The sequence below is a fragment of the Pseudomonas sp. GW822-FHT04C11 genome, assembly GCF_058800905.1.
In genome coordinates this window covers 63,447-85,705 of the sequence record NZ_JBXAMS010000010.1, presented here as the reverse complement: position 1 = coordinate 85,705, position 22,259 = coordinate 63,447, and the positions used below count along the sequence as shown (strand labels likewise).

The 22,259-nt window shown below is 61.7% G+C and carries 20 protein-coding genes; 4 read left to right on the top strand and 16 right to left on the bottom strand.

What is annotated here, in order from left to right; translation table 11 throughout:
• Genes AC1RJ3_RS17815 through AC1RJ3_RS17800 form a run of 4 tightly spaced genes read right to left on the bottom strand, consistent with a single transcriptional unit; the run spans position 1 to position 7,771 of the window.
• The gene (locus AC1RJ3_RS17815; RefSeq protein ID WP_493079626.1) at positions 1-4,572 is read right to left on the bottom strand and encodes an alpha-2-macroglobulin family protein; all 4,572 of its coding nucleotides are present in this window, start codon (positions 4,570-4,572) and stop codon (positions 1-3) included.
• Positions 4,569-5,219, bottom strand: a complete 651-nt coding sequence (locus AC1RJ3_RS17810; protein ID WP_493079624.1) for a DUF1175 domain-containing protein — start codon at positions 5,217-5,219, stop codon at positions 4,569-4,571. Before AC1RJ3_RS17810 ends, AC1RJ3_RS17815 begins: the two co-directional genes overlap by 4 nt.
• Entirely contained in the window at positions 5,204-6,928 is a 1,725-nt protein-coding gene (locus AC1RJ3_RS17805) for a DUF2138 domain-containing protein (protein ID WP_493079622.1), read from the bottom strand. Before AC1RJ3_RS17805 ends, AC1RJ3_RS17810 begins: the two co-directional genes overlap by 16 nt.
• A 51-nt stretch (positions 6,929-6,979) precedes the next feature.
• Complete coding sequence (locus tag AC1RJ3_RS17800; protein WP_054594235.1) at positions 6,980-7,771, bottom strand: YfaP family protein; 792 nt, start codon at positions 7,769-7,771, stop codon at positions 6,980-6,982.
• A 342-nt stretch (positions 7,772-8,113) separates the two neighbouring features.
• On the opposite strand from AC1RJ3_RS17800, the gene AC1RJ3_RS17795 reads away from it, so the two are divergent.
• The 4 genes from AC1RJ3_RS17795 (at position 8,114) to AC1RJ3_RS17780 (ending at position 13,335) form a co-directional block, all read left to right on the top strand.
• Positions 8,114-8,356 (top strand): exodeoxyribonuclease VII small subunit, encoded by a 243-nt coding sequence (locus AC1RJ3_RS17795; RefSeq protein ID WP_027617730.1) that lies wholly within the window; start codon positions 8,114-8,116, stop codon positions 8,354-8,356.
• A complete protein-coding gene (gene ispA, locus AC1RJ3_RS17790; RefSeq protein WP_347928124.1) occupies positions 8,353-9,240 on the top strand; it encodes a (2E,6E)-farnesyl diphosphate synthase in 888 nt (295 codons plus the stop codon). The genes AC1RJ3_RS17795 and ispA overlap by 4 nt, the downstream gene beginning before the upstream one ends.
• A gap of 110 nt (positions 9,241-9,350) precedes the next feature.
• A complete protein-coding gene (gene dxs, locus AC1RJ3_RS17785; protein WP_493079619.1) occupies positions 9,351-11,249 on the top strand; it encodes a 1-deoxy-D-xylulose-5-phosphate synthase in 1,899 nt (632 codons plus the stop codon).
• 202 nt (positions 11,250-11,451) lie between these two features.
• Positions 11,452-13,335, top strand: coding sequence for a TonB-dependent receptor domain-containing protein (locus AC1RJ3_RS17780; RefSeq protein WP_493079617.1), 1,884 nt, complete (start codon positions 11,452-11,454; stop codon positions 13,333-13,335).
• Between the two features lie 151 nt (positions 13,336-13,486).
• Here AC1RJ3_RS17780 and AC1RJ3_RS17775 read toward each other — a convergent pair whose 3' ends face one another.
• The 12 genes from AC1RJ3_RS17775 to nrdR all read right to left on the bottom strand — a co-directional run bounded on the left by AC1RJ3_RS17775 (position 13,487) and on the right by nrdR (position 22,192).
• A complete protein-coding gene (locus AC1RJ3_RS17775; protein WP_493079615.1) occupies positions 13,487-14,284 on the bottom strand; it encodes a cobalamin-binding protein in 798 nt (265 codons plus the stop codon).
• Complete coding sequence (locus tag AC1RJ3_RS17770) at positions 14,284-14,703, bottom strand: MFS transporter (protein ID WP_347928127.1); 420 nt, start codon at positions 14,701-14,703, stop codon at positions 14,284-14,286. The genes AC1RJ3_RS17775 and AC1RJ3_RS17770 overlap by 1 nt, the downstream gene beginning before the upstream one ends.
• On the bottom strand, positions 14,700-15,317 hold the full coding sequence (gene ribA / locus AC1RJ3_RS17765) for a GTP cyclohydrolase II (protein ID WP_019693842.1): 618 nt from the start codon (positions 15,315-15,317) through the stop codon (positions 14,700-14,702). The genes AC1RJ3_RS17770 and ribA overlap by 4 nt, the downstream gene beginning before the upstream one ends.
• A 111-nt stretch (positions 15,318-15,428) precedes the next feature.
• Complete coding sequence (locus AC1RJ3_RS17760) at positions 15,429-16,184, bottom strand: substrate-binding periplasmic protein (protein WP_493079612.1); 756 nt, start codon at positions 16,182-16,184, stop codon at positions 15,429-15,431.
• A 39-nt stretch (positions 16,185-16,223) separates the two neighbouring features.
• Positions 16,224-16,727 (bottom strand): phosphatidylglycerophosphatase A family protein, encoded by a 504-nt coding sequence (locus tag AC1RJ3_RS17755; protein ID WP_493079610.1) that lies wholly within the window; start codon positions 16,725-16,727, stop codon positions 16,224-16,226.
• Entirely contained in the window at positions 16,724-17,689 is a 966-nt protein-coding gene (thiL, locus tag AC1RJ3_RS17750) for a thiamine-phosphate kinase (protein WP_493079608.1), read from the bottom strand. The genes AC1RJ3_RS17755 and thiL overlap by 4 nt, the downstream gene beginning before the upstream one ends.
• A gap of 23 nt (positions 17,690-17,712) precedes the next feature.
• Positions 17,713-18,213 carry a transcription antitermination factor NusB gene (gene nusB, locus AC1RJ3_RS17745; protein WP_019693846.1) on the bottom strand — a complete coding sequence of 167 codons (501 nt, stop codon included), beginning with the start codon at positions 18,211-18,213 and terminating at the stop codon, positions 17,713-17,715.
• On the bottom strand, positions 18,210-18,686 hold the full coding sequence (gene ribH / locus AC1RJ3_RS17740) for a 6,7-dimethyl-8-ribityllumazine synthase (protein ID WP_003228649.1): 477 nt from the start codon (positions 18,684-18,686) through the stop codon (positions 18,210-18,212). The genes nusB and ribH overlap by 4 nt, the downstream gene beginning before the upstream one ends.
• 92 nt (positions 18,687-18,778) lie before the next feature.
• Complete coding sequence (gene ribBA, locus AC1RJ3_RS17735) at positions 18,779-19,870, bottom strand: bifunctional 3,4-dihydroxy-2-butanone-4-phosphate synthase/GTP cyclohydrolase II (protein WP_054594246.1); 1,092 nt, start codon at positions 19,868-19,870, stop codon at positions 18,779-18,781.
• A 16-nt stretch (positions 19,871-19,886) separates the two neighbouring features.
• Positions 19,887-20,549, bottom strand: a complete 663-nt coding sequence (locus tag AC1RJ3_RS17730; protein ID WP_081427298.1) for a riboflavin synthase — start codon at positions 20,547-20,549, stop codon at positions 19,887-19,889.
• Between the two features lie 48 nt (positions 20,550-20,597).
• Complete coding sequence (ribD, locus tag AC1RJ3_RS17725) at positions 20,598-21,731, bottom strand: bifunctional diaminohydroxyphosphoribosylaminopyrimidine deaminase/5-amino-6-(5-phosphoribosylamino)uracil reductase RibD (RefSeq protein ID WP_493079605.1); 1,134 nt, start codon at positions 21,729-21,731, stop codon at positions 20,598-20,600.
• Positions 21,728-22,192, bottom strand: a complete 465-nt coding sequence (gene nrdR / locus AC1RJ3_RS17720) for a transcriptional regulator NrdR (protein WP_054594249.1) — start codon at positions 22,190-22,192, stop codon at positions 21,728-21,730. Before nrdR ends, ribD begins: the two co-directional genes overlap by 4 nt.
• Positions 22,193-22,259: the final 67 nt, after the last annotated feature.

Here is a 22,259-nt window from a genome sequence, read left to right as displayed (position 1 = left end):
TCATTTAACCGTGATCTGGCCGAGGGCCGGCTTCTGTTCCAGGGCCTGGTGCTGTGGCGCATAGACCTGGGTAAAGCGTACCGGCGGCAGGTTGAACTGGCCTTTTTGCGAGAAGCGCACCAGATGACGCAAGCGCAATTCACCGCTCAGGGCATCGACCGGAATCGCGTAGGCCAATTGTCCCGGTTCGAAACGGGCCTTTTCCAGCGAGCTCGGCTCGCTGCCGGCCTTGCCCATGAGCTTGATGCCCCAGGTCGTACGCTCTACATCCGCACCGGGTGGCAGCGGCACTTCGAGCATGCCGTAGCGCAGTGGCTTCGCGGCGTTGCTGGCGATGATCACTTCGTCCAGGTACAGGCTGTCACTGGACAATGGCTGGGCGCCGACCGCTTCCAGCTTGAAGTTGAAGGCTTCGTCACCCGGCACCAGCCGCGACAGGCGACGAGTGATGGTCACGGCCATCGGATCGAATGCCGGTTGCTTGCTCTGGAAGCTCAACGCGGCCCGCAGCGGACGCTCCTGGGCGCCGGTCAGGGACAACACGCCAGGCACTTGCGCACCTTGCCACTGCCAGTAGATTTCGCCGGTAGCGCCCTGCCCTTGCTTCCAGCCTTCACCCGGTGTCAATGCAACGGCGGGTGAAGCCTGTTCGATGCTGCGTTGCAACCAGGTCAGCGCCAAAGCACGCTCCAGGGTCGATTGCTGCGGCAACAGACGTTGCAACAACGCTGTCGCGCGTGCCTGATCGAAGGGTTGCAGCGACAGGTTCAAGGCTTCGACAAATGGCTGGGAGCTGGCGGCCAAACGTTGCCGGGCATCCGCCAATTGCCGATTGAAAGCGTCCGGCAGATTGACCTTCGCCTGTACGGCCATCGATGCGGTCAGCACGCGAGCACTGGCCAGACCCAGCGCCGAGTCCGGATCGCTCATGACGATGCTGTCTTGCCCCTCGTCCATCAGGTTTGCAGCATTGCCCTCGCCGGCTTTCGCCAGATCTTCCATCAAACCGCTGAGCAACGTATTCACCGGCAATTGCATCTGCCGGGCGAACGACACAATCAGCGCTCGCTGCAACAGCGGCGTGTCCTTCGCCTGTTTTGCGTAGATCTCCAGCACCTGCTGCCAGTGCTCCGGCGGCAGACTCAGATCCAGCGCCTTGCTGGCGTACCAGTCGGCGTAATAAGCGTAAGCGGTGAGGAACGCGTCCGGCTCGCCATCCTGGCCCCACCAGGTGAAGCACGCGGAAGGCCCGGCCATTTGCACCAGCCGCAGACGGCTGTTCTGCATGATCAGCCGCAAGCGGTCGCGAATCCGCGGGTTCGATGACAAGGTCGGGTAAGCGATGCTCAGCGGCAGCAAACGACTGGCGGTCTGCTCGACGCCACCGTACGGGTAGCTCAACAGGTCGCCTGCGGCCGAACGGAACAGTGCTTGCGGGCTGTCATCCAGCCGCAGGCGGATATCGCTGGCATCCGCCGGCAGGGTCAGCGGTGTATCGCCGCCGAGCACATCCAGACTTTGGCTTTGAGTCACTTGCCAACCTTCACCGGTCGCGGTCAAGCGCACGGCCAGGGCGTCTGCAGTTTTGCCATTCTGCACCAGCTCGGCGGTCCACTCGCCACTGGCCAATGCAAAGGCGGGTAGCGCGATGTAGTTGATGCCGTTGTTCAGGGTCACCGGCACACGCTGATCGATGCCGCCGTAATGGCTCACCAGCTCGGCCTTGACCGGTTTCTCGGACTGGCTGAAAGCGAACACCCCGAGATCCGGTTTGTCGCCGCTGCGGAATTTGCTGGGCCCGCTCCACTTCAGGTACAGCGGTTTGTCCGAGCGCACGAATTGCTTCTTCTGACCGACCTGACCGTCATCGGCAATGGCCCGGGCGGTGATGCGCCAGCGGGTAAGGGAGTCGGGCATCTTGAAGGTGAAACGGGTCTTGCCGTTGGCGTCGGTCATCAACTCCGGCTGCCACGCCGCCGTGTCGACGTCTTCGCGGCGTGGTCGCTCCAGCACTTTCACTCCGCGCTCGCTACGGTTGGCCTTGCCTGGCGCGCCAGGGCTGCCCGGCAAGGCCACGTCGTAGCTGATGAACGACAGGCTGGCGCTGGTGCGCACGTTGTTGCGCCGTGGGTGGTAGAAGAACTGGTCGATGGTCGGCGCGACTTCCGGTTGCAACGCGTAAATCATTTCATCCACCACGCTGACCGTCAGGTGCGCCGGAACCGGCTTGCCGGCGAACCGGGTGGTCAGGTCCACCGACACGGTGTCGCCCGGCTGGTAGCTGTCCTTGTCGGTGGCAATGGTCACGTCGATCTGCGGCGCGACGACTTTGATGCCGATGTTCTGGAAGCTGTACTGGCCGCCCTTGGTGTAGAGCACGGAGAAGGTCAGGTTCGGGGCGAACGTGTCCTTCACCGCAATCCGCGCGCGGTACTGCGTGGGGCTGAGTTTTTCCATTTTCAGCCAGTCGCCGCCCTTGGACAGCAATGCCGTGGCCTCGACTTTGTCGCGCTCCAGAGACAACAGGGCATCACTGACCGGCTCGGGGAACGTGATCAGTGCCAGCGCTTCATCGCCCGCCTTGTACTCGGGTTTGTCGAGAACGATTTCCACAGTGCCTGGTACGGCTTTGACCCCGTCGCCGGTGACCGAATGGCCGGTGCCGCCCAGCGCACGACCGTGGTCATCCTTCAACGTCAGGTTGTAGGTACCAGGGCGATCGAACGTCAGAGCAAAACCTTTATCCGCGGCCGCGAGCTTGCCCTCGCCCTGGGTCTGGTCTTCCAGGCGCACCCAGCTGTAGGTGCTCGGGCTCAGCGCTTTGCCCTGCTCGCTGCCACCCTCGTTGGCGTAGCTGAATGCAACCTTGTCGCCTACCGCACTGAAGCGCTGCGGCGCGCTCAAGCGAAAACTTGCGGCGCCGCGGTCGATGAGGATTTCCTTGGTGGTCTTGACCCGATACGCCGCGCCGTCGCTGGCGAACACCGTGAGCATGTAGCGACTCGGTTTCTCGGCGGCCGGCAGGTCGAGCGTGGCGTTGCCCTTGGCATCGGTGGTCAGTTCGGTGCTGGTCAGCTCCACCGGGAATTGCCCGAGGTATTGCAGCTCGTTATCGACCATCGACAGTTGCTGGGCGCGCAGGCTCAGGCTCAACTTGGCGTTGGCCACGGGCTTGCCGTCCGGGTACAGCAGCACGAGGCTACCCTTGACCGGTTCGCCGGTGCGGTAATCCTGTTTGGCCAGACTCAGGGAAATCTCGAAGTGCGGCTTGATGTATTCAGCAACGCGAAAGGCACTGCTGTAGGCCTGATCCTTGTAGCTGAAGCGCAGCTCATAACCACCGGCCACAGCGTTTTCCGGCAACTGGAAGCGTCCCTGGGTACCGGCCTTGGAATCCAGCTTCAACGCCAACGATTGCAGCACGGTACCGGTGGCATCCAGCACGCTGACGTTGACGTCGGCAGCCGCTGGCAGCACCGAATCCCGGGCGTTCTTGAACTCGCGACCCACGATTTTCAGCGACACCCAATCCCCCGGCCGATAGAGCGGACGGTCGGTGAATGCATAGAGTTTGGTGTCGTAGATTTCACTGTCGTAATAGAAGTTCTCGGAGACAAACACCCCGCCCTCTTCGTCTTCGCCGATCACGAAGGAACGCTCCGGGCTGACATGTTTCAGACGCAGCAAACCATCGGCATCCGTGGCGCCACTGCTCATGACACCCAGGCCATCGGTCCACAACACATTGACCTTGGGCACCGAACTGCCTTCATGTTTGCGTGCAGCCCAGACCAGTAGTTCATCGCCAGCAATCTTGCTCACGGCCACGGTGTTGGAGACGAACACCATAGTGGTCGCACGGTACTTGCCGATCAGCGCCTCCACCAGATACAGCCCCGGCTTCAGGTTACCCAGCGGGATGTAGACATTACCCGGCGCGACACTGATGAACTCGCTGGAAGAACCCGCCAGGTTCACACCCGCAGGTGGCTGGATCGGCTTGGCCTCCCACAGCGGATAACGAAATTGGCTGACCACCGGCAAACCCGGAATCAAGGCAAATTGCGGCTGCGCGTCGTAAGGCGTGCGCGCGACGATGGCGGTGCCCATCTTCAGTTCCGGCACTTGCTCGGTGACCTGTTTGCGAGACTCGTAAGAAAACGCTCGCTGCATCACCCGACGGGATTTGCGGTACCAGCTATCCCACAGGTAAGCGAGGGTGTTCGACAGGCCTTCACCCTTGAACTGGCCGTCGCTGACCACGCGGTGCAGGTTCTTCTGACGCTTGAGGAAATCCAGCGGCTTGTCGATCCGATAGACCCGAATGTCCGCGCCGCCGTACGGCTCCATACGGTATCGGCGATAGTCGCGGCCCGGCGCTTCGAGGCGAACCATCGCCTGCTCGTCACTGGCAAAACTGCTGTCGGCCAACAGGAAAAAACTTTCACCGGCCACCGCCGTGTAGCCGCTGGGCTCGACGGAATCATCAGCATTGACCGTGGCCAAGGGGGCCAGCAAGGCCAACAACAGGGGCAGTCTTGAACAAATGCGCAACATGCGGGCACCGATCATTGGGAGAGAAAGTTCAGTCGATAGACGCCGATGAAGTTGGGGTTGGCTGCGTCGGGAATCCATCGGGTGTCCTTCCATGTCATGAGTTGCTGCAGGCTTGCGGAGCGCATGCCGTTGTCGGTTGGGGTGGTGGTGCCGGTGTGATAGGCGATGTAGCGGCCCATCCAGATCATCAGGTGCTGGTCGTCGCCCTGATCGAAAAACATCAGATCGCCAGGCCGGGCCTGGGCCAGGTCGCGGCCCACCAGACGGCTGTTGAACTGAATCAGCTTGATGGCATTGACGTAAGGTCCGACCTTGCCACCGCCCTGCTGCCATTGCTGCGCGAGACCGCGCTGGGCGTCGCTCAATTGCAGTTCCGGCGGCAGGTAGCGGTTGGACAGGCCATTGCTACGTAGCCATTTGTCATCGTGGACTTTCAGCGCTTCGTTGGCGGCGAAACGTACCAGTCCGGCGCAGTCCTGCTGAAACCAGCGCGGGCTCGGGCCCTGGGTCAATTGTTCCTGGGCGATGCGCACGAACCAGGCGCGAAAGACCTGGGATTGCTGCGGGTCAAGCGGCGCGGCTTCGCTGGCAAATGCCCGCGTGCCGAGCAGCAGCGCCAGCAGGCCAAGGCCTCGGATGAGTGCCGTCACAGGGTTTTCCATTCCAGCGGCAGCCATTGCCAGTGGCCATCGGGCTCGCTGCCTTTGGGCAATGTCAGGGCGTATTTGCCGTAGCCGCCGAGCGTGCGCAGTTTCGGAATCAGGTAGGTTTGCGCGGCGTTGTAGAAAACCGGCTCCATGTCTTGCGGCAGGCTATCCAGGGTTTCCCGCTGCATCAGCTGTGCCATGGAATCCGGGCCAAAGTAGAGCGGCGTCAGCTGATCTTTCGGCAACACGTCGGCCAGTGGCGGGAAACGTTTGTCGAGGGTGCCGAGGGCCTTGTCCACCAGTGTGTCGTCGAGGGAGAACAGCAGCGTCGAGCCGTGGCGCGCCAGGCTCACCCGCAGGAATGCCTTGGCGGCGATTGCGGCAGGCTGCTCGGCTGCCTTGGCCGGGTATTGGCCAAAGTTGGAGCTGACCTGGCGCTGCCACCGATGGGTTTCGCCTTGCTGTTTCTCGACCACCGCAAAGGCGTGTTCGGCGACGTTGCGTTCATAAGCGCCCACCATCGAGCCAAACAGCTTGCCCAGATCGCCGTCGAGCTTGGCACTGTCCTTGTCATTCAGGCTGGCGACCAGCAACGGCGTGTACAACCGTGAGTCGGCATACCAGCAGAGGCCAGCGGCACCGGCCACATGGTCGGTCAGGGCCTGGGCTACCGCTTCGTCGGCGCCGAGTTTCACCAGCAGCGGTTTTTGTTGTTCGGCGGCCAGCGGCAGGGCCACGCAGGCGCTGGCGCCCATGGGCATGGCTTGCCAGATCGGTTTGAAATCGAAGTCCGGCTGGTTTTCCAGCTCATCCATGGCTAGGAAACTGTGCCAGCCCTTGTCGTCCATGTCGAAACGCAGCCCGGCGAAGTTCGGGATGAAGCGCTGGTAGCCCATGGCTAATACACTGGAGTTGACCGAGAGGCGTTGTTTGACCTCCGGGGCTTTAGGTTGCAGCCCAAAGGCTTCGGGGAAGAGTTTTTCACCACCCAGCAGTGCTTCCAGCGCCTGGGTCGAGACCATGCCGTGCTCGTCGGTCGGACCATGGCCCATGTCATACAGCTTGCGCGGGTTGGACAGCACCACCAGTTTGTCGCCGTGAGAAGCAAACACCAGGGCTTTGCCGGCGTTGTAGGTAAGTTGAAAAACCGGCACCACATCGCCGGCGACTTTCATCTCGCCAAGCTGGCTCAACTGCGAATCATCCAGCGCCACTTTAGCCAGCGGCTCCAGCACCTTGGCCAGGCCACCGCGATCCATCACCAACAGGAAGTCCTTCAGGCGACCATCCGCCCCACGCCACAGCGCCACGTCTGCTGGCTGATCGAATAGCTGTTCGATCAGGCTGTCCTGCAACTTGAGGTCATGCTCGTAAATGATCCGGCGCAGACTGCCGATCAACCCGAGGCGATCCGCATGGGCTTCGTAATAGAAGACGAAATCTTCGGTCAGGGTTTCCTTGAGAAATGGCACTGTCAGCAAGTCCTTGGGCAACTGGCTCAAGGAACGGGTTTCCAGCAGACCGTCCGGCCGGCTCATGCCCAGTTTGTCACTGGCCAACTGCGCAGGCGGCGCCTTGGGTTTGTGCATGAACCATCCCAACCCGCCCGCCACGCCGGCCACCAGGCACAGCGCGATCAGCAGCGCCGGCCAACGACGAGAGGTGTTGGCCGCAGGTGCGCCGGCGGCCGGGGAATCGGCCGGTGAAATCGTGTTATCGCTCATGTTCACGCTCATGTTCCCAAAGCTCGGCAATTCATCCGTGGTGCGGGATGTTCAATAGTTGAAAGTCTTGACCAGCAACAGATCACCGATGGCCCGCAAGGGTACGATGAACGTCTCGCGTTTTTCGTCGACGGTGTTTTCGTTGAGCACCAGATTGATCTGCGAGGTGATCACCTCGTTCTGGTTGCTGGACTCATCGAAGTTATAGCCGCCGCTGCCGAAGTTGCCCCAATAGTTCACGTAAACCAGATAGGTGCCATGCATCGGTGCAGTCATGGTGAACATTTCCGGGCCAGGGCCATCGACACCATCCGGGTCGAGGCCACCGCCATTGGTCAACGTCGTATGGGCGAAGAACGCATGCTGGCCATCGGGAGTAATGATGTGCAGATCGAGTTCGGCCTTCGGATCGTCCCAACCCAGCACCACGCGAATCCGCGCCGGGGTGCGCAGGTTATTCGCTTCATAGAACTGCACGCGCTTGAGCGACTTGCCTTCGGAACTACGAACTTCGACGCTGTTGGAACCGGCACCGAACGCATACGGTCGGGTGAAACGCCCGTTGTCATCGGTGTACAGATTCAGGGGATTGCCGTTGACCGCGAGAGTGTGGGGCCCGCGTAGCGTGCCAATGGCCTTGAGCTGCCCCTCGATCATCGTGCGATTGCGCTGCACGCCCCGATCGATGGGCGGTGTGGGATAGGCGACTTGAGGGTTTTCACTGCGGTCCAGCAGGCCGTTATAGCGCCAGCCACCCACCGGTTCCGACACTTCGGCCGTGGGCCCTGCCCAGGCAGCCGAGGCGCAGACCAGTGTGATCAGCAGTGAAAGAAAACAACGCATGTGACGCCTCCTGCCATGCATAACGAAACCTTGCGCCCGGTCCTCGGCGCGTTACAGATCAAAAAACTGTGTTTCGTCAAAAAGACCCGTGGTTATTGGGTCGTAGAAAGCGCGAAGGTTAGCGATATGGACGGTTTTTAACAATCAGATACAACTAAATTTGCGGCGAGGATCACGCCCGCGGCTGGACGACGGACCGAAAAGTGGATCGATCGTCAACAGGTTCTGACATCAACGTGGCTTTTACCCCGCAACGGCTGCGCCAAATACCCCGCCCATTTGCCCCTCTCCCCCCTATCTGCTAGTGTCGCGCCGGTTTAACGTCTACCGGAAATCGCCGCCATGGCCCGCAAAAAAGCTGCACTGGATTTCGAACAATCCCTCGCCGACCTGCAAACGCTGGTCGAGCGCCTGGAGAACGGCGAGCTGTCGCTGGAAGACTCGTTGACCGCTTTTGAGCAAGGCATCGGTCTGACCCGTGATTGCCAGGCTGCGCTGGCGCAGGCCGAGCAGAAGGTTCAGGTGCTGCTTGAGCGTGATGGCGAGCTGTCCGAGGCTCCCTTTGACGCGGAACAGCCAGAATGATCGCGGCGTATTCGGCCAGCAGTCAGGCCCGGGTCAACGCGGCACTCGAAACCCTGTTCACCGCGCCGAGCCCTGAACTCGCACGTTTATATGAAGCCATGCGCTACAGCGTGATGAATGGCGGCAAACGCGTTCGTCCGTTGCTGGCCTATGCCGCCTGCGAAGCGCTGGGCGGTGAAGCTGAGCACGCCAACGGCGCGGCCTGTGCGGTGGAGCTGATCCACGCGTACTCGCTGGTGCACGACGATTTGCCGGCGATGGACGACGACGATCTGCGTCGCGGCCAACCGACCACGCACAAGAAATTCGACGAAGCCTGCGCGATTCTCGCCGGTGACGGCCTGCAAAGCCTGGCATTCAGCGCTTTGCTCGACCCGCGCCTGAATTCAGCCGACGCTGAAACCCGCCTGCAAATGGTCAGCGCCCTGGCGTTGGCGGCAGGCCCGGCCGGGATGGTCGGCGGTCAGGCCATCGACCTGGGGTCGGTCGGCTTGAAGCTCGATCAAAAAGCCCTCGAATACATGCACCGGCACAAGACCGGCGCGCTGATCGAAGCCAGCGTCAAGCTTGGCGCCCTGGCCAGTGGCCGCGCCGAGAAAGACCAACTGAAATCCTTGCAGACCTATGCACAGGCCATCGGCCTGGCGTTTCAGGTGCAGGACGACATTCTCGATGTCGAAAGCGATACCGAAACCCTCGGCAAGCGCCAGGGCGCCGATATCGCCCGGGACAAACCGACTTACCCGGCGCTGCTCGGCCTCGATGCGGCCAAGGCCTATGCCCTGGAACTGCGCGATCAGGCCCTGCACGCACTGCGACCGTTTGACGCGTCGGCCGAGCCGCTGCGTGATCTGGCGCGCTATATCGTCGAACGCCGCAACTGATCCGGCGCCCGTTGCCCACCGTAAATCGGCCAAGTTCCGAGCTCTGCGTGGGCAGCGTGCGATGCATCAGGTAAACTGCCGCCTCTTTTATACCTATAACGATTCGCCTGATGCCCACGACGTTTCATGAGATTCCCCGCAAGCGCCCGACCACGCCCCTGCTCGACCGTGCCAACACGCCGGACGGCCTGCGCCGGTTAGGCGAAGCCGAGCTGGAAACCCTGGCGAATGAGTTGCGCCTGGAATTGCTCTACACGGTCGGTCAGACCGGCGGGCATTTCGGTGCTGGCCTGGGTGTTATCGAGCTGACTATCGCGCTGCATTACGTTTTCGACACCCCGGACGACCGGCTGGTGTGGGACGTAGGTCATCAGGCCTATCCGCACAAGATCCTCACCGGTCGCCGCGAACGCATGGCCAGCCTGCGCCAGAAGGACGGTCTTGCGGCCTTTCCGCGTCGTTCCGAGAGCGAGTACGACACCTTTGGCGTCGGCCACTCCAGCACCTCGATCAGCGCAGCGCTGGGCATGGCGATTGCCGCCCGCCTGCAAAACAGTGATCGCAAGGCTATCGCAGTGATCGGCGACGGCGCACTGACCGCTGGCATGGCGTTCGAAGCGCTGAACCACGCGCCGGAAGTCAACGCCAACATGCTGGTGATCCTCAACGACAACGACATGTCGATCTCGCGCAACGTTGGCGGGCTGTCGAATTACCTGGCGAAAATCCTTTCCAGCCGCACTTACGCCAGCATGCGTGAAGGCAGCAAAAAGGTCCTGTCGCGCCTGCCCGGCGCCTGGGAAATCGCCCGTCGTACCGAAGAATACGCAAAAGGCATGCTGGTTCCCGGCACCCTGTTCGAAGAACTCGGCTGGAACTACATCGGCCCGATCGATGGCCATGACCTGCCGACCCTGATCGCCACCCTGCGCAACATGCGTGACCTCAAGGGCCCGCAGTTCCTGCACGTGGTGACCAAGAAAGGCAAAGGCTTCGCCCCGGCGGAAGTCGACCCGATCGGTTACCACGCGATCACCAAGCTCGAACCGCTGGACGCTCCAGCTGCCGCGCCGAAAAAAGCCGGTGGGCCGAAGTACTCCGGCGTGTTTGGCGAGTGGCTGTGCGACATGGCTGCGGCTGACCCGCGCCTGGTCGGTATCACCCCGGCAATGAAAGAAGGCTCCGACCTGGTGGCCTTCAGCGAGCGCTTCCCGCTGCGCTACTTCGACGTGGCGATTGCCGAGCAACACGCGGTCACTTTCGCGGCCGGCATGGCCTGCGAAGGCGCCAAACCGGTGGTGGCGATCTATTCGACGTTCCTGCAACGCGGTTACGACCAACTGATCCATGACGTCGCGGTGCAAAACCTCGACGTGCTGTTCGCCATCGACCGTGCAGGCCTGGTGGGCGAAGACGGCCCGACTCACGCCGGCAGTTTCGACCTGTCGTTCCTGCGCTGCATCCCCGGCATGGTGGTGATGACCCCGAGCGACGAAAACGAATTGCGCAAAATGCTCAGCACCGGCCATCTGTACAACGGCCCGGCGGCAGTGCGTTACCCGCGCGGCACCGGCCCGAATGCTCCAATCGAGAAGAACCTCGAACCGATCGAAATCGGCAAAGGCGTGATTCGTCGCCAGGGCAGCACCGTCGCCCTGCTGGTGTTCGGCGTGCAATTGGCCGAAGCACTGAAAGTCGCTGAAAAACTCGATGCGACCGTGGTCGACATGCGCTTCGTCAAACCGCTCGATGAAGCGTTGGTACGCGAGATCGCCGGCAGCCACGAGTTGCTGGTGACCATCGAAGAAAACGCCATCATGGGCGGTGCCGGTGGCGCGGTCAGCGAGTTCCTCGCCCGCGAGAACATCCTCAAGTCGATGCTGCATCTAGGCCTGCCGGACGTCTACGTCGAGCACGCCAAGCCGGCGCAAATGCTCGCCGAGTGTGGTCTGGATGAAGCGGGTATCGAAGAAGCCGTACGTCAGCGCTTGCAGCTGCTGGGCCTCTAAACCGCCAGGAAGTACGCACCCCCTGTGGCGAGGGGGCTTGCCCCCGTTCGGCTGCGAAGCAGTCGTAAAAAAGCCAACGCGTTCCTGCTGAAGAATCGCGTTGGCTGGTTTTGGGGCTACTTCGTAGCCCAGCGGGGGCAAGCCCCCTCGCCACAAAAGCCCCCACAAAAGCCCTCCACAAAAAGCCCTCGACACTGTGCCCATGAAGTTCCCCCGCCTCGCCCTGACGTTGAGCCTTTTGCCTGCCGGTCAGCTTTTGGCCGACACCTTTGAGCGCGAGCAAGCGCTGAAACTGCCGGACGTACTGATCAGCGCCAACCGCCAGGTCGAAGCGCGCAACGACAGCAGCGCCGCCAACACTGTGTTTACCCGCGACGACATCGACCGCCTGCAACCGAGCAGCATGACCGACCTGCTGAGCCGGGTGCCGGGCGTACAAGTCGCGCAAAGCGGTGGCCGTGGCAGCCTGCCGGGGATCTATATTCGCGGCACCAACTCAGCGCAAACGCTGGTATTGGTCGACGGTCAGCGCATCGGCAACTCGACGTCCGGCGACAGTAATCTGCAGCACCTGAATATCCAGCAGATCGAGCGCGTGGAAGTACTGCGTGGTTCACGCTCGGTGATTTACGGCAGCGACGCGATTGGCGGAGTGATTCAGATCTTTACCCGTCGCGGCGCCGAGTCAGGCCTGCAACCGCGCTTGCACATGGGTTTTGGCAGTCACCAGACCTGGGAGCGCAGCCTGGGCGTGTCCGGGGGCGACGCGCAAACCCGTTTCAACCTCGGTGCCAGCCTCGATGACACGACTGGGATCAATCGCACTCATACGTCCTACCCCAGCGATGACGACCATGATGCCTATCGCAACCAGTCCGTCAGCCTGAGCCTTAGCCATGCCGTCAATGACGATATCGAGGCCGGCCTGAACATCCTCGATAACCGTGGCAAAAACGAGTTCGACAACCCGTTCGGTCGCTACGACATGAACACCGGTAACAGCGTCCAGCAAAAGCCCTACAACGATTTCACCGTGAGCAGCGTCAGCAGTTATGTCGACGCACGCATCAACGATGCATGGAAGTCCCGCGTGGAACTGGGCCACAGCGAAAACCGCGAAGAGACCTTCGACAAACTCAGTGACGATCACAGCGTGTTCAACACCTATCGCAATTCGCTGAACTGGCAGAACGACCTGACGCTGAACCCACAGAACAGCCTGATTCTTGGCGGCGATTGGTATGAAGACCGGGTCAACAGCAGCACAGCGTTTGCCGAAGACAGTCGCTGGAACCGCGCGGTGTTTATCCAGCATCGCTTCCAGGCTGAAAGTTTCTCCACCGAACTGGGTCTGCGTCGCGATCAGAACCAACAGTTTGGCGGCCAGAACAGCTGGAGCGGCACCTTCACCCTGCCATTGAACCCGGACAACGACGTGCTGCTGAGCTACAGCGAAGGCTTCCGCGCGCCGACCTTCAACGACCTCTACTACCCGGACTTCAGCAACCCGCACCTGAAACCCGAAACCTCGAAAAGCTACGAGGTACAGTGGCGTAGTCAGCTGAGCGAAACCAGTCGGCTGGAAGCCTCGCTGTACCGCACCGACCTTGAAGACGCGATCATCTTCGGTAGCCATTCGCGCCCGGAAAACATCGCGTCGGCGCAGATCAATGGTTTCGAAGCCGCCCTCAAGCAGGAGTGGTTCGGCTGGCAGAGCAACCTCGGCGTTGCGGTCATCGACCCACGGGATCAAGACAGCGGCCACACCCTGGCCCGCCGTGCACGACGGACCTTGAGCCTGGATCTGGACCGTCAGTTTGATCGGCTCGGCCTCGGCGCCAGCTGGCAAGCAGTGAGCGGCAGCTATGACGACAAGGACAACCGTCAGCCGCTGGGCGGTTACGCCCTGCTCGGGTTACGCAGTCGTTGGGCGGCGAGTCACGAGGTCACGCTGGAAATGAAAGTCGATAACCTGCTGAACAAGAACTACAGCCGCGCGCTCTACGAGCATGACGGTAGCCAGTACGGGTATCGGGAAGAAGGTCGGGCGTTGATGTTTGGGGTGACGTGGATGCCGCAGCTCTAAAGACCGCCTCGGTCATTTGTGGCGAGGGGGCTTGCCCCCGTTGGGCTGCGAAGCAGCCCCAAATTCAGCAACCGGTTCTAATCAGGCACACCGCATCAACTGGATTACGGCTGCTACGCACCCGAACGGGGGCAAGCCCCCTCGCCACAGGTTAACGCTGTGGTGCGATCAACCGGCACAACTTGGCCGTCGCTTCGATCATCTGCCCACTCGGCCGCTCCAGGCCTTTATCCGCCACCAACAGCAATTGCCCTTGAGCCACCGCGGTCATCTGCGGCCAGGCTTTCCAGGCGTCGAGCTGCACCTGGCTGCTGGCAAGGATCACCTGGGGATTACGCGAAAGCACTGACTCCACACTGACCTGCGGCGCTGGCAAAGTCATGTCGGCGAACACGTTGCGTGCACCGCACACTTCAAGCGCATCGCTGATGATCTGCCCGCCGCCTACGGTGTAGAGCGGCTGATCCCAGACCTGATAAAACACCCGAAGCGGTTCTTTGCGTTGATAGCGCTGGCGTAAATCGTCGAGCTGCTTGCGCAAATCAACCGCAAGCATGCGCCCACGTTCAGGTCGGCCGAGCTGCTCGGCGATCGCTTCGATTTGGTGGGTCAGTTGTTTGAGGTTATGCGGTTCGGCGACGTAGGTCGGGATCCCCAATCGGCTCAGTTGCTCACGCTGCGCCGGGCCGACACTGCCAGGCCAGAGCAACAGTAAATCCGGCTTGAGACTGAGCAGGCGCTCCATATCCAGCTGACCGTAACGGCCAACAGAAGGAATGGAGTTGAGTTCTGCAGGACGCTCGCCAGCATCGAGCACGCCCACCAGCAGGTCGGCCGAGCCCAGTTCAACGACGATTTCCGAGAGTGACGGCGCGAGGCTGACCACCCGCTCTACCGCGACCGCCGAGCCACTGACGGCCAGCAGCAGAACCGCCAGCCAACCGCGCATCAGCCGAGTTGACGCGGAATACGGTAAAGGTAGAACAGCACCGTGGTCGACAGCGCCAGCAGGACCAAAGGTACTGCTTCGAGGCCGACGAATACCGCCAGAGCACCGACCCAGGCTGGCAAGGCCGCGACAAGGAATGCCTGACGGCGTTTAGCCGCCAGGGCAATCCAGGCAGCGGGTTCTTCCGGGGTATCGAGGGCTTTCTGGGTGGCGATCAAGGCATGTTTGTAGCCGCCGAAAAACCGCAGGCTGACAAACATCGAGGCCACCCCGGCAATGAAAAACGGCATCGCCAGCACCGGCAAAAACGCCTCGCTCTGGCCGAACACAGCGTTGATCACCAGCAGCGGCAGCAAAGCCAGCGCCAGGTATTGCCACCAGTTGACGGACAGTCGCCGCCGGACCTGACCGCGAGTCACGCCCGGTCTGCCTCGCCCTGATGCTCGTTGCCCATCATGTGGTCGAGCTTGCTGGCCTTGGTCGCCAGGTAGAGCTTGTTGTGCGGATTGTGGCCGGTGTGCAGCGGCACGCGCTCGGCAACCACGATGCCCATGTCGGTCAAGGCTTTGACCTTGCGCGGGTTGTTGGTCATCAGGCGCAGGGATTTCACGCCCAGGTGCTCGAGCATCGGCAGGCACATGGCGTAGTCGCGCTGGTCGGCAGCAAAGCCCAGACGCTCGTTGGCTTCAACGGTGTCGGCGCCGCCATCTTGCAATTCATACGCGCGGATCTTGTTCAGCAGGCCAATGCCACGACCTTCCTGACGCAGGTAAAGCAACACGCCGCGACCTTCGCGGGCGATCGCCTGCAACGCCGCCTCGAGTTGCGAACCGCAGTCGCAACGCTGGCTGAACAAGGCGTCGCCGGTCAGGCATTCGGAGTGCAACCGGCCGAGTACCGGGGCACCGTCGGCGACATCACCCAGGCTCAGTACGACGTGCTCGCGGCCAGTAGCCTCATCGAGAAAGCCATGCATGGTGAATTGCGCAAAAGGCGTTGGCAGCTTGGAAGCGGCGACAAAAACGACAGGCACCTGTGTGCTCCTGATCTGTATGTACTGGAGATTCGCAGAGGCGGCATTGTAACAGCAGGTTCCTACAGACGCTTAGGCTGAATTATCGGCCATAACGATCAAAAAGTTTGATCACTGCCCTGCCGGCTTGGCACTCTCATCAAAGGGGTAAGGTTGTTTCCAGTGTTCGAAGATCGGTTTCAACTGGCCGCTTTTGACCAACAACACCATGCGCTGGTCGTACAGCGCCATCAAGGCACGGGCCCGTGGTGTATCGGCGAAACCAAGGTACAACGGCAGTTCGGTCAAGTGCGTGCGCCGATACAGGGACGGATCCTCAGCCTCCGCGAGCACTTCATTGATTTCCGTCAGCGCGTCGATATAGAAGTCCGCCCGAGCCTGTTTGAGCATCGGCAAGATTCCGCTGCGGCGTTCGATCTGGTTATAGCGGTGGATGTTCGGCAGGTAACTTTCGTAGCGATAGCCACGAACCCAGGCCAGCCGGTACGCTCCCAGAGTCTCCAGAGTCGGTACCGGGTTGCTCGCAAGGCCCAGGGCATAAATATGATCGGAGTCGAAATTCCAGCGGGGATACAGGACCTGATCGGCCTCATTGGAATAGGAGCCAACCAGCGCGTCCACTTCACGACGCTGCACCAGCCCCACCGAACGGGTGTAAGGCACGGTGCGAATATCCAGTTTCACCCCGGCCGGCTCGAACACGGCGCGCAAAATGTCCCAGGCCAGCCCATGGCCATCGGCGGCGGTATAGTCATCCCAGTCCTCGCTGGCCAGATGAATCACGGCCGGCGTCGTCGGCACATCCGCCGCACGGGCGAGCGAACAGAACACCGCAAAAACCAGAACCCACAGCCAGCGCCCGACCATCCCCCAGCCCCTCAATCCATTCGCCCCTCAATCAGCCAATCAGGCGAAATACCGGACCAGCCCCTGCAGCGCCAACCAGGCAAACACGCCTGCCAGCACGTCGTCGAGCATGATCCCGACACCGCCGTGCACATGTCGGTCGATCCAGCGAATCGGCCATGGTTTGAGAATGTCGAAGAAGCGGAACAGCAGGAACCCCGCCAATAGCCAGTACCAACCTGTCGGCACCAGCCACAGGGTGATCCACATCCCGACCATTTCGTCCCAGACGATGCCTTCGTGGTCGTGCACCCGCAAATCGTCGGCAACCTTGCCGCACAGCCAGAAGCCGAACAGCATCGTGATGCCGAGCATCAGCCAGTACCCCCAGCCGGGCAACATCTGCCATAACGGGATAAAAGGTAGCGCAACCAAAGAGCCCCAGGTGCCTGGCGCCTTGGGCAAGGTGCCCGAGCCGAAACCGAACGCCAGGAAATGCCAGGGATTACGCCAGACCGATGGCGGCACGCGTCCTGCCGGGCTCTGCTTGGGATGATCTGTCACGGTGTCTCCCGAAAATGTTGATAACCCCGGGCTTGCGGGGTGATGTCCTGCCCGTTCGCGTCCAGCAGCGTCACGCCCTGCCCGGCCACGACCCGCCCGACAACGTGAATCGGCCAGCCGGCGGCGAGCAGTCCCGGTAGTTGCGCGGGTGGCAGAGTGAACGCCAGCACGTAGTCGTCGCCGCCACTCAAGGCCGCCACGCGAGCCGCATTCTCACCGAGAAAGCTCACCAGTGCCGTAGACAGCGGCAGCTTTTCGCTTTCGATCAGCAAGCCGACAGTCGAGGCCTTGGCGATATGCCCGCAATCGGCGAGCAAACCGTCAGAGATATCCAGTGCCGCAGTGGCTTTGCCGCGCAACGCCATGCCCAATTCAAGCTGCGGCTGTGGCGACCAATAATGCGCCAACAACGGCTCGGCAACATCGGCGGGCGCGACGCGCTCACCCAACACCAACGACAATGCACCGGCGGCGTTGCCCAGTTCACCGCCCACGCACACCAGATCACCGGGTTGCGCACCGCTACGGGTCAGTGCCTTGCCTGTCGGGACCCGACCAAACACGGTCATGGTCAGGCTCAGCGGGCCGCGTGTGGTGTCGCCGCCCACCAGCCGTACACCGCAGTGTTGCGCCATGGCGTTCAAACCACGGGCAAAGGCGTCCAGCCAATCGGCGGTTACCGTCGGCAAAGTCAGGGCAAGGGTAAAGGCAATGGGGGTGGCGCCCATGGCAGCCAGATCGCTGACCGCCACAGCCAGCGAACGCTGACCGAGCAGAAACGGGTCGCAAGGGTCTGCGAAATGCACACCGGCCACGAGCGTGTCGGTGGAAATTGCCAGCTGCTCCCCTGCGGGAACAGCGAGCAAGGCGCAGTCGTCGCCGATTCCCAGGTCAACGCCCTCACCGCCTTGCGCACAAGGCGCGGCGGCAAAGTAATTGCGGATCAGCTCAAACTCGCCCATGGCAATGGCAGTTCAAGCGCCGATCAGCGCTTGAACGCCTTCACTTCAGCTTCACGCAGGCGCGGGGCCAGCTTGTCGAGTACACCGTTGACGAACTTGTGGCCATCGGTGGAACCGAAGACTTTAGCCAGCTCGATGCCTTCGTTGATCACCACGCGGTAAGGCACGTCGACACGCTTGAGCAGTTCCCAGGTGGACAGGCGCAGAACCGCCAGTTCAACCGGGTCCAGCTCTTCGATTTCGATGTCCAGGCATGGCTTCAGCGCGGTGTCGATCTCGGTGCGGTGCGCCGGAACCCCGTGGAGGATTTCGCGGAAGTACGCGGCATCGACATCGGTGAAATCGTTATCGACCCGGAACTGCGCTTCGATCTCGTTCAGCGATTGCTTGGCCATGTGCCATTGATACAGCGCCTGGGTCGCGAGCTGACGGGCTTCGCGACGCTTGACGCTTTTCGATGGTTTGCCAGCATCCGCAGGCTTTGGATCGCGCGGGTTGAAACGATCGCTTTCGTCGCTAATCACTTGGCCTCCAACTGCGCCAGCAGGCTGACCATTTCCAGAGCGGACAAGGCTGCTTCAGCACCTTTGTTGCCGGCCTTGGTGCCGGAACGTTCGATGGCTTGCTCGATCGAGTCGACGGTCAGTACGCCGAAAGCGACCGGTACGCCGAATTCCATGGACACCTGGGCCAGGCCCTTGGTGCACTCGCCAGCCACGTATTCGAAGTGCGGAGTACCGCCACGAATGACCGCGCCCAGCGCGATGATTGCCGCGAACTCGCCCTTCTGAGCGACTTTCTGCGCAACCAGCGGGATTTCGAAGGCGCCAGGGGCACGGATGATGGTGATGTCGCTTTCGCTCACGCCATGGCGAACCAGGGCATCAACAGCACCGCTTACCAAGCTTTCAACAACGAAGCTGTTGAAGCGGCCAACAACCAAAGCGTAGCGGCCTTTGGGGGCGATGAAGGTACCTTCGATGGTCTTCAGGGTCATTCGACAAATCTCTTAAAGAGCCGGGACGCGTTCAGTACGCGTCCCTCAGTGATATTTGAACCGCGAACAAGGGGGGTGAAAAACACCGGTCTTTATTCGGAGGGCACGTATTCTACAACTTCCAGATCGAAACCGGATATCGCATTAAATTTCATTGGCGCACTCATCAGGCGCATTTTGCGTACACCCAGGTCACGCAGGATCTGCGAACCGGCACCGACAATGCTGTAGGTGGTCGGTTTTTTCGGCTGTGCGTGGTCGGCGGTTTCGCGGATATGCGCCAGCAACACGTCGCCATCAAGCGGGTGACCGAGCAACAGCACCACACCGCTGCCAGCCTCGGCAACCGCGGCCATGGCGGCGCGCAGGCTCCAGCGGCCTGGCTGCTTGACCATCAACAGGTCGCGCAGCGGGTCCATGTTGTGCACGCGAACCAGGGTCGGTTCTTCGGCGCAAATGGTGCCCAGGGTCAGTGCCATGTGCACGTCGCCTTCCACTGAATCACGGTAGGTCACCAGGTTGAACTGGCCCAGTTCGCTGTCCAGCGGCTGCTCGGCAATCCGCTGAACGGTACGTTCGTGGATCATCCGGTAGTGAATCAGGTCGGCGATGGTGCCGATCTTGATGTTGTGTTCGGCGGCGAAGGTTTCCAGCTCGGCGCGACGGGACATGGTGCCGTCGTCGTTCATCACTTCGCAGATCACCCCGCTCGGCTCGAAACCGGCCATGCGCGCCAGGTCGCAAGCGGCTTCGGTGTGGCCGGCACGGGCCAGGGTGCCGCCGGCCTGCGCCATCAGCGGGAAGATGTGGCCGGGGCTGACGATGTCTTCGGCCTTGGCGTCTTTGGCGGCGGCCGCTTGCACGGTGCGCGCACGATCAGCCGCAGAGATACCGGTGGTGACGCCGACAGCGGCTTCGATGGACACGGTGAACTTGGTGCCAAAACCGGAGCCGTTGCGCGGTGCCATCAATGGCAGCTTGAGCAGCTCGCAGCGCTCGCGGCTCATCGGCATGCAGATCAGGCCACGAGCGTGCTTGGCCATGAAGTTGATGTGTTCAGGCTGGCAGCACTCGGCGGCCATGATCAGGTCGCCTTCGTTCTCGCGGTCTTCGTCATCCATGAGGATGACCATCTTGCCTTGGCGGATGTCTTCAACCAGTTCTTCGATGCTATTGAGCGCCACGCGGCACCCCCTTGAGTCAGGATTTGAGGTAGCCGTTGGCGGCCAGAAAGCTTTCGGTAATGTTGCCCTTCGAGGATTCTGCGGCCTTGTCACCCAGCAATAGACGCTCCAGGTAACGGGCCAGCAGATCGACCTCAAGGTTGACCCGGCGACCTGGCTGGTAAGACGCCATGATGGTTTCGCTCAGGGTATGCGGAATGATCGTCAGCAAGAACTCGGCGCCATCGACCGCGTTCACCGTCAGGCTGGTGCCATCAACCGTGATCGAGCCTTTATGGGCGATGTATTTGGCCAGGTCTTTCGGCGCACGAATGCGGAACTCCACGGCACGGGCATTCTCGGTACGCGCAACCACTTCGCCGACGCCGTCGACGTGACCGCTGACCAGATGCCCACCGAGGCGGGTGGTCGGGGTCAAGGCTTTTTCCAGGTTGACCGGGCTGCCGCTTTTCAGGTCATTCATGGCGGTGCAGTCGAGGGTTTCGCGACTGACGTCCGCTGCAAAGCCATTGCCCGGCAGTTCAACCGCTGTCAGGCAGACGCCGTTGACCGCGATGCTGTCGCCGAGCTTGACGTCGCTCAGGTCGAGCTTGCCGGTTTCTACGTGAACCCGTACATCACCACCTTTTGGGGTCAATGCACGGATGCTGCCGATGGATTCGATGATGCCGGTAAACATGGAGTCCTCCTCGAGAACAAAACCTTCGCTTGTGGCGCAGGTCGGGAATTATACGCTCGCTGGCGGAACGGGGACCGCGATGACTCGCCAGTCATCGCCCACCGCGCGAATTTCTGTGATTTTCAGCTCCGGCGCATCCTTCATTTGTGCGAGTGGCCAGTCCAGCAATGGTCGCGCCGTGGAGCCGAGGAACTTGCCCGCGATGAAGATCTGGAATTCGTCCACCAACCCTTGCTGGGCAAACGCTCCAGCCAGACGCGGGCCGGCTTCCACCAGCACTTCGTTGACACCCCGGGCGGCGAGTTCGAGCAGCAGCTTGCGCAGGTCGACCTGGCCATCATCGCCGGGCACGATCAGGCATTCGGGGCCGTTGGCGTACTGCTCTTCCACCGCGACACAGGTAGCGACCAGCGCCGGGCCAGCCTTGAAAAACGGCGCATCGAGCGGCACGCGCAGGCGGCCGTCGATCAGCACGCGAAGCGGCGGGCGGCTCATGGCGAGCGCAGTTTGCTCGGCATCCAGACCCAACTCGTCGGCACGCACGGTCAAGCGCGCATCATCGGCCAGCACCGTGTCGGCACCGGTCAACACGACGCTGGCCTGAGCCCGCAGACGCTGCACAGCCGAGCGGGCGGCGGGACCGGTGATCCATTGGCTTTCGCCACTGGCCATGGCGGTGCGACCGTCGAGGCTCATTGCCAACTTGACCCGCACGAACGGCAAGCCGTGTTCCATGCGCTTGAGAAAACCTTCATTGAGCTTGCGCGCCTCGCCTTCGAGCACGCCGCTGCGGGTCTCGATGCCCGCCTGCTCCAGACGCTGCAGACCGCGGCCAGCGACTTCCGGGTTCGGGTCCTGCATCGCCGCAACCACTCGCGCCAGGCCAGCGTTCACCAGCGCATCGGCACACGGCGGCGTGCGGCCATGATGGCTGCAAGGCTCCAGCGTGACGTAGGCGGTGGCACCGCGGGCGTTTTCGCCGGCGGCGCGCAAGGCGTGGACTTCGGCATGCGGTTCGCCGGCGCGCACATGCCAGCCTTCGCCGACAATCTGCCCGTCACGCACGATCACGCAGCCCACCCGAGGGTTGGGATGGGTGGTGTAGTGACCTTTGCGCGCCAGTTCCAGCGCGCGCGCCATGTAATGGCCGTCGAGGACCTGTTGTTCCGGGGATATGCTCATTCTTTTACCGGCTCACGGGCCAGGCGATCGATCTCTTCGCGGAACTCGTTGAGGTCCTGGAAGCGGCGATACACCGAAGCGAAACGAATGTAGGCGACTTCATCGAGCTTTTGCAGCTCGGCCATCACCAGTTCACCGACCACGAGGGATTTGACCTCGCGCTCGCCGGTCGCTCGCAGTTTGTGTTTGATATGGGCCAGCGCCGCTTCCAGGCGCTCGACGCTTACCGGGCGTTTCTCCAGCGCACGCTGCATGCCGGCGCGAAGTTTTTCTTCGTCGAACGGCTGACGGCTGCCGTCGGTTTTGATCAGGCGTGGCAACACCAGTTCGGCAGTTTCGAACGTCGTGAAACGTTCGCCGCAGGCCAGACATTCGCGCCGGCGGCGCACCTGTTCGCCCTCGGCGACCAGACGCGAGTCGATGACCTTGGTGTCGTTGGCACCGCAGAAGGGACAGTGCATGGTGGCAGGCAACAAAAAAATGGAGGGCCATGGTAGCGCATCCCACTGGCAAGACAAGCCATAGGGT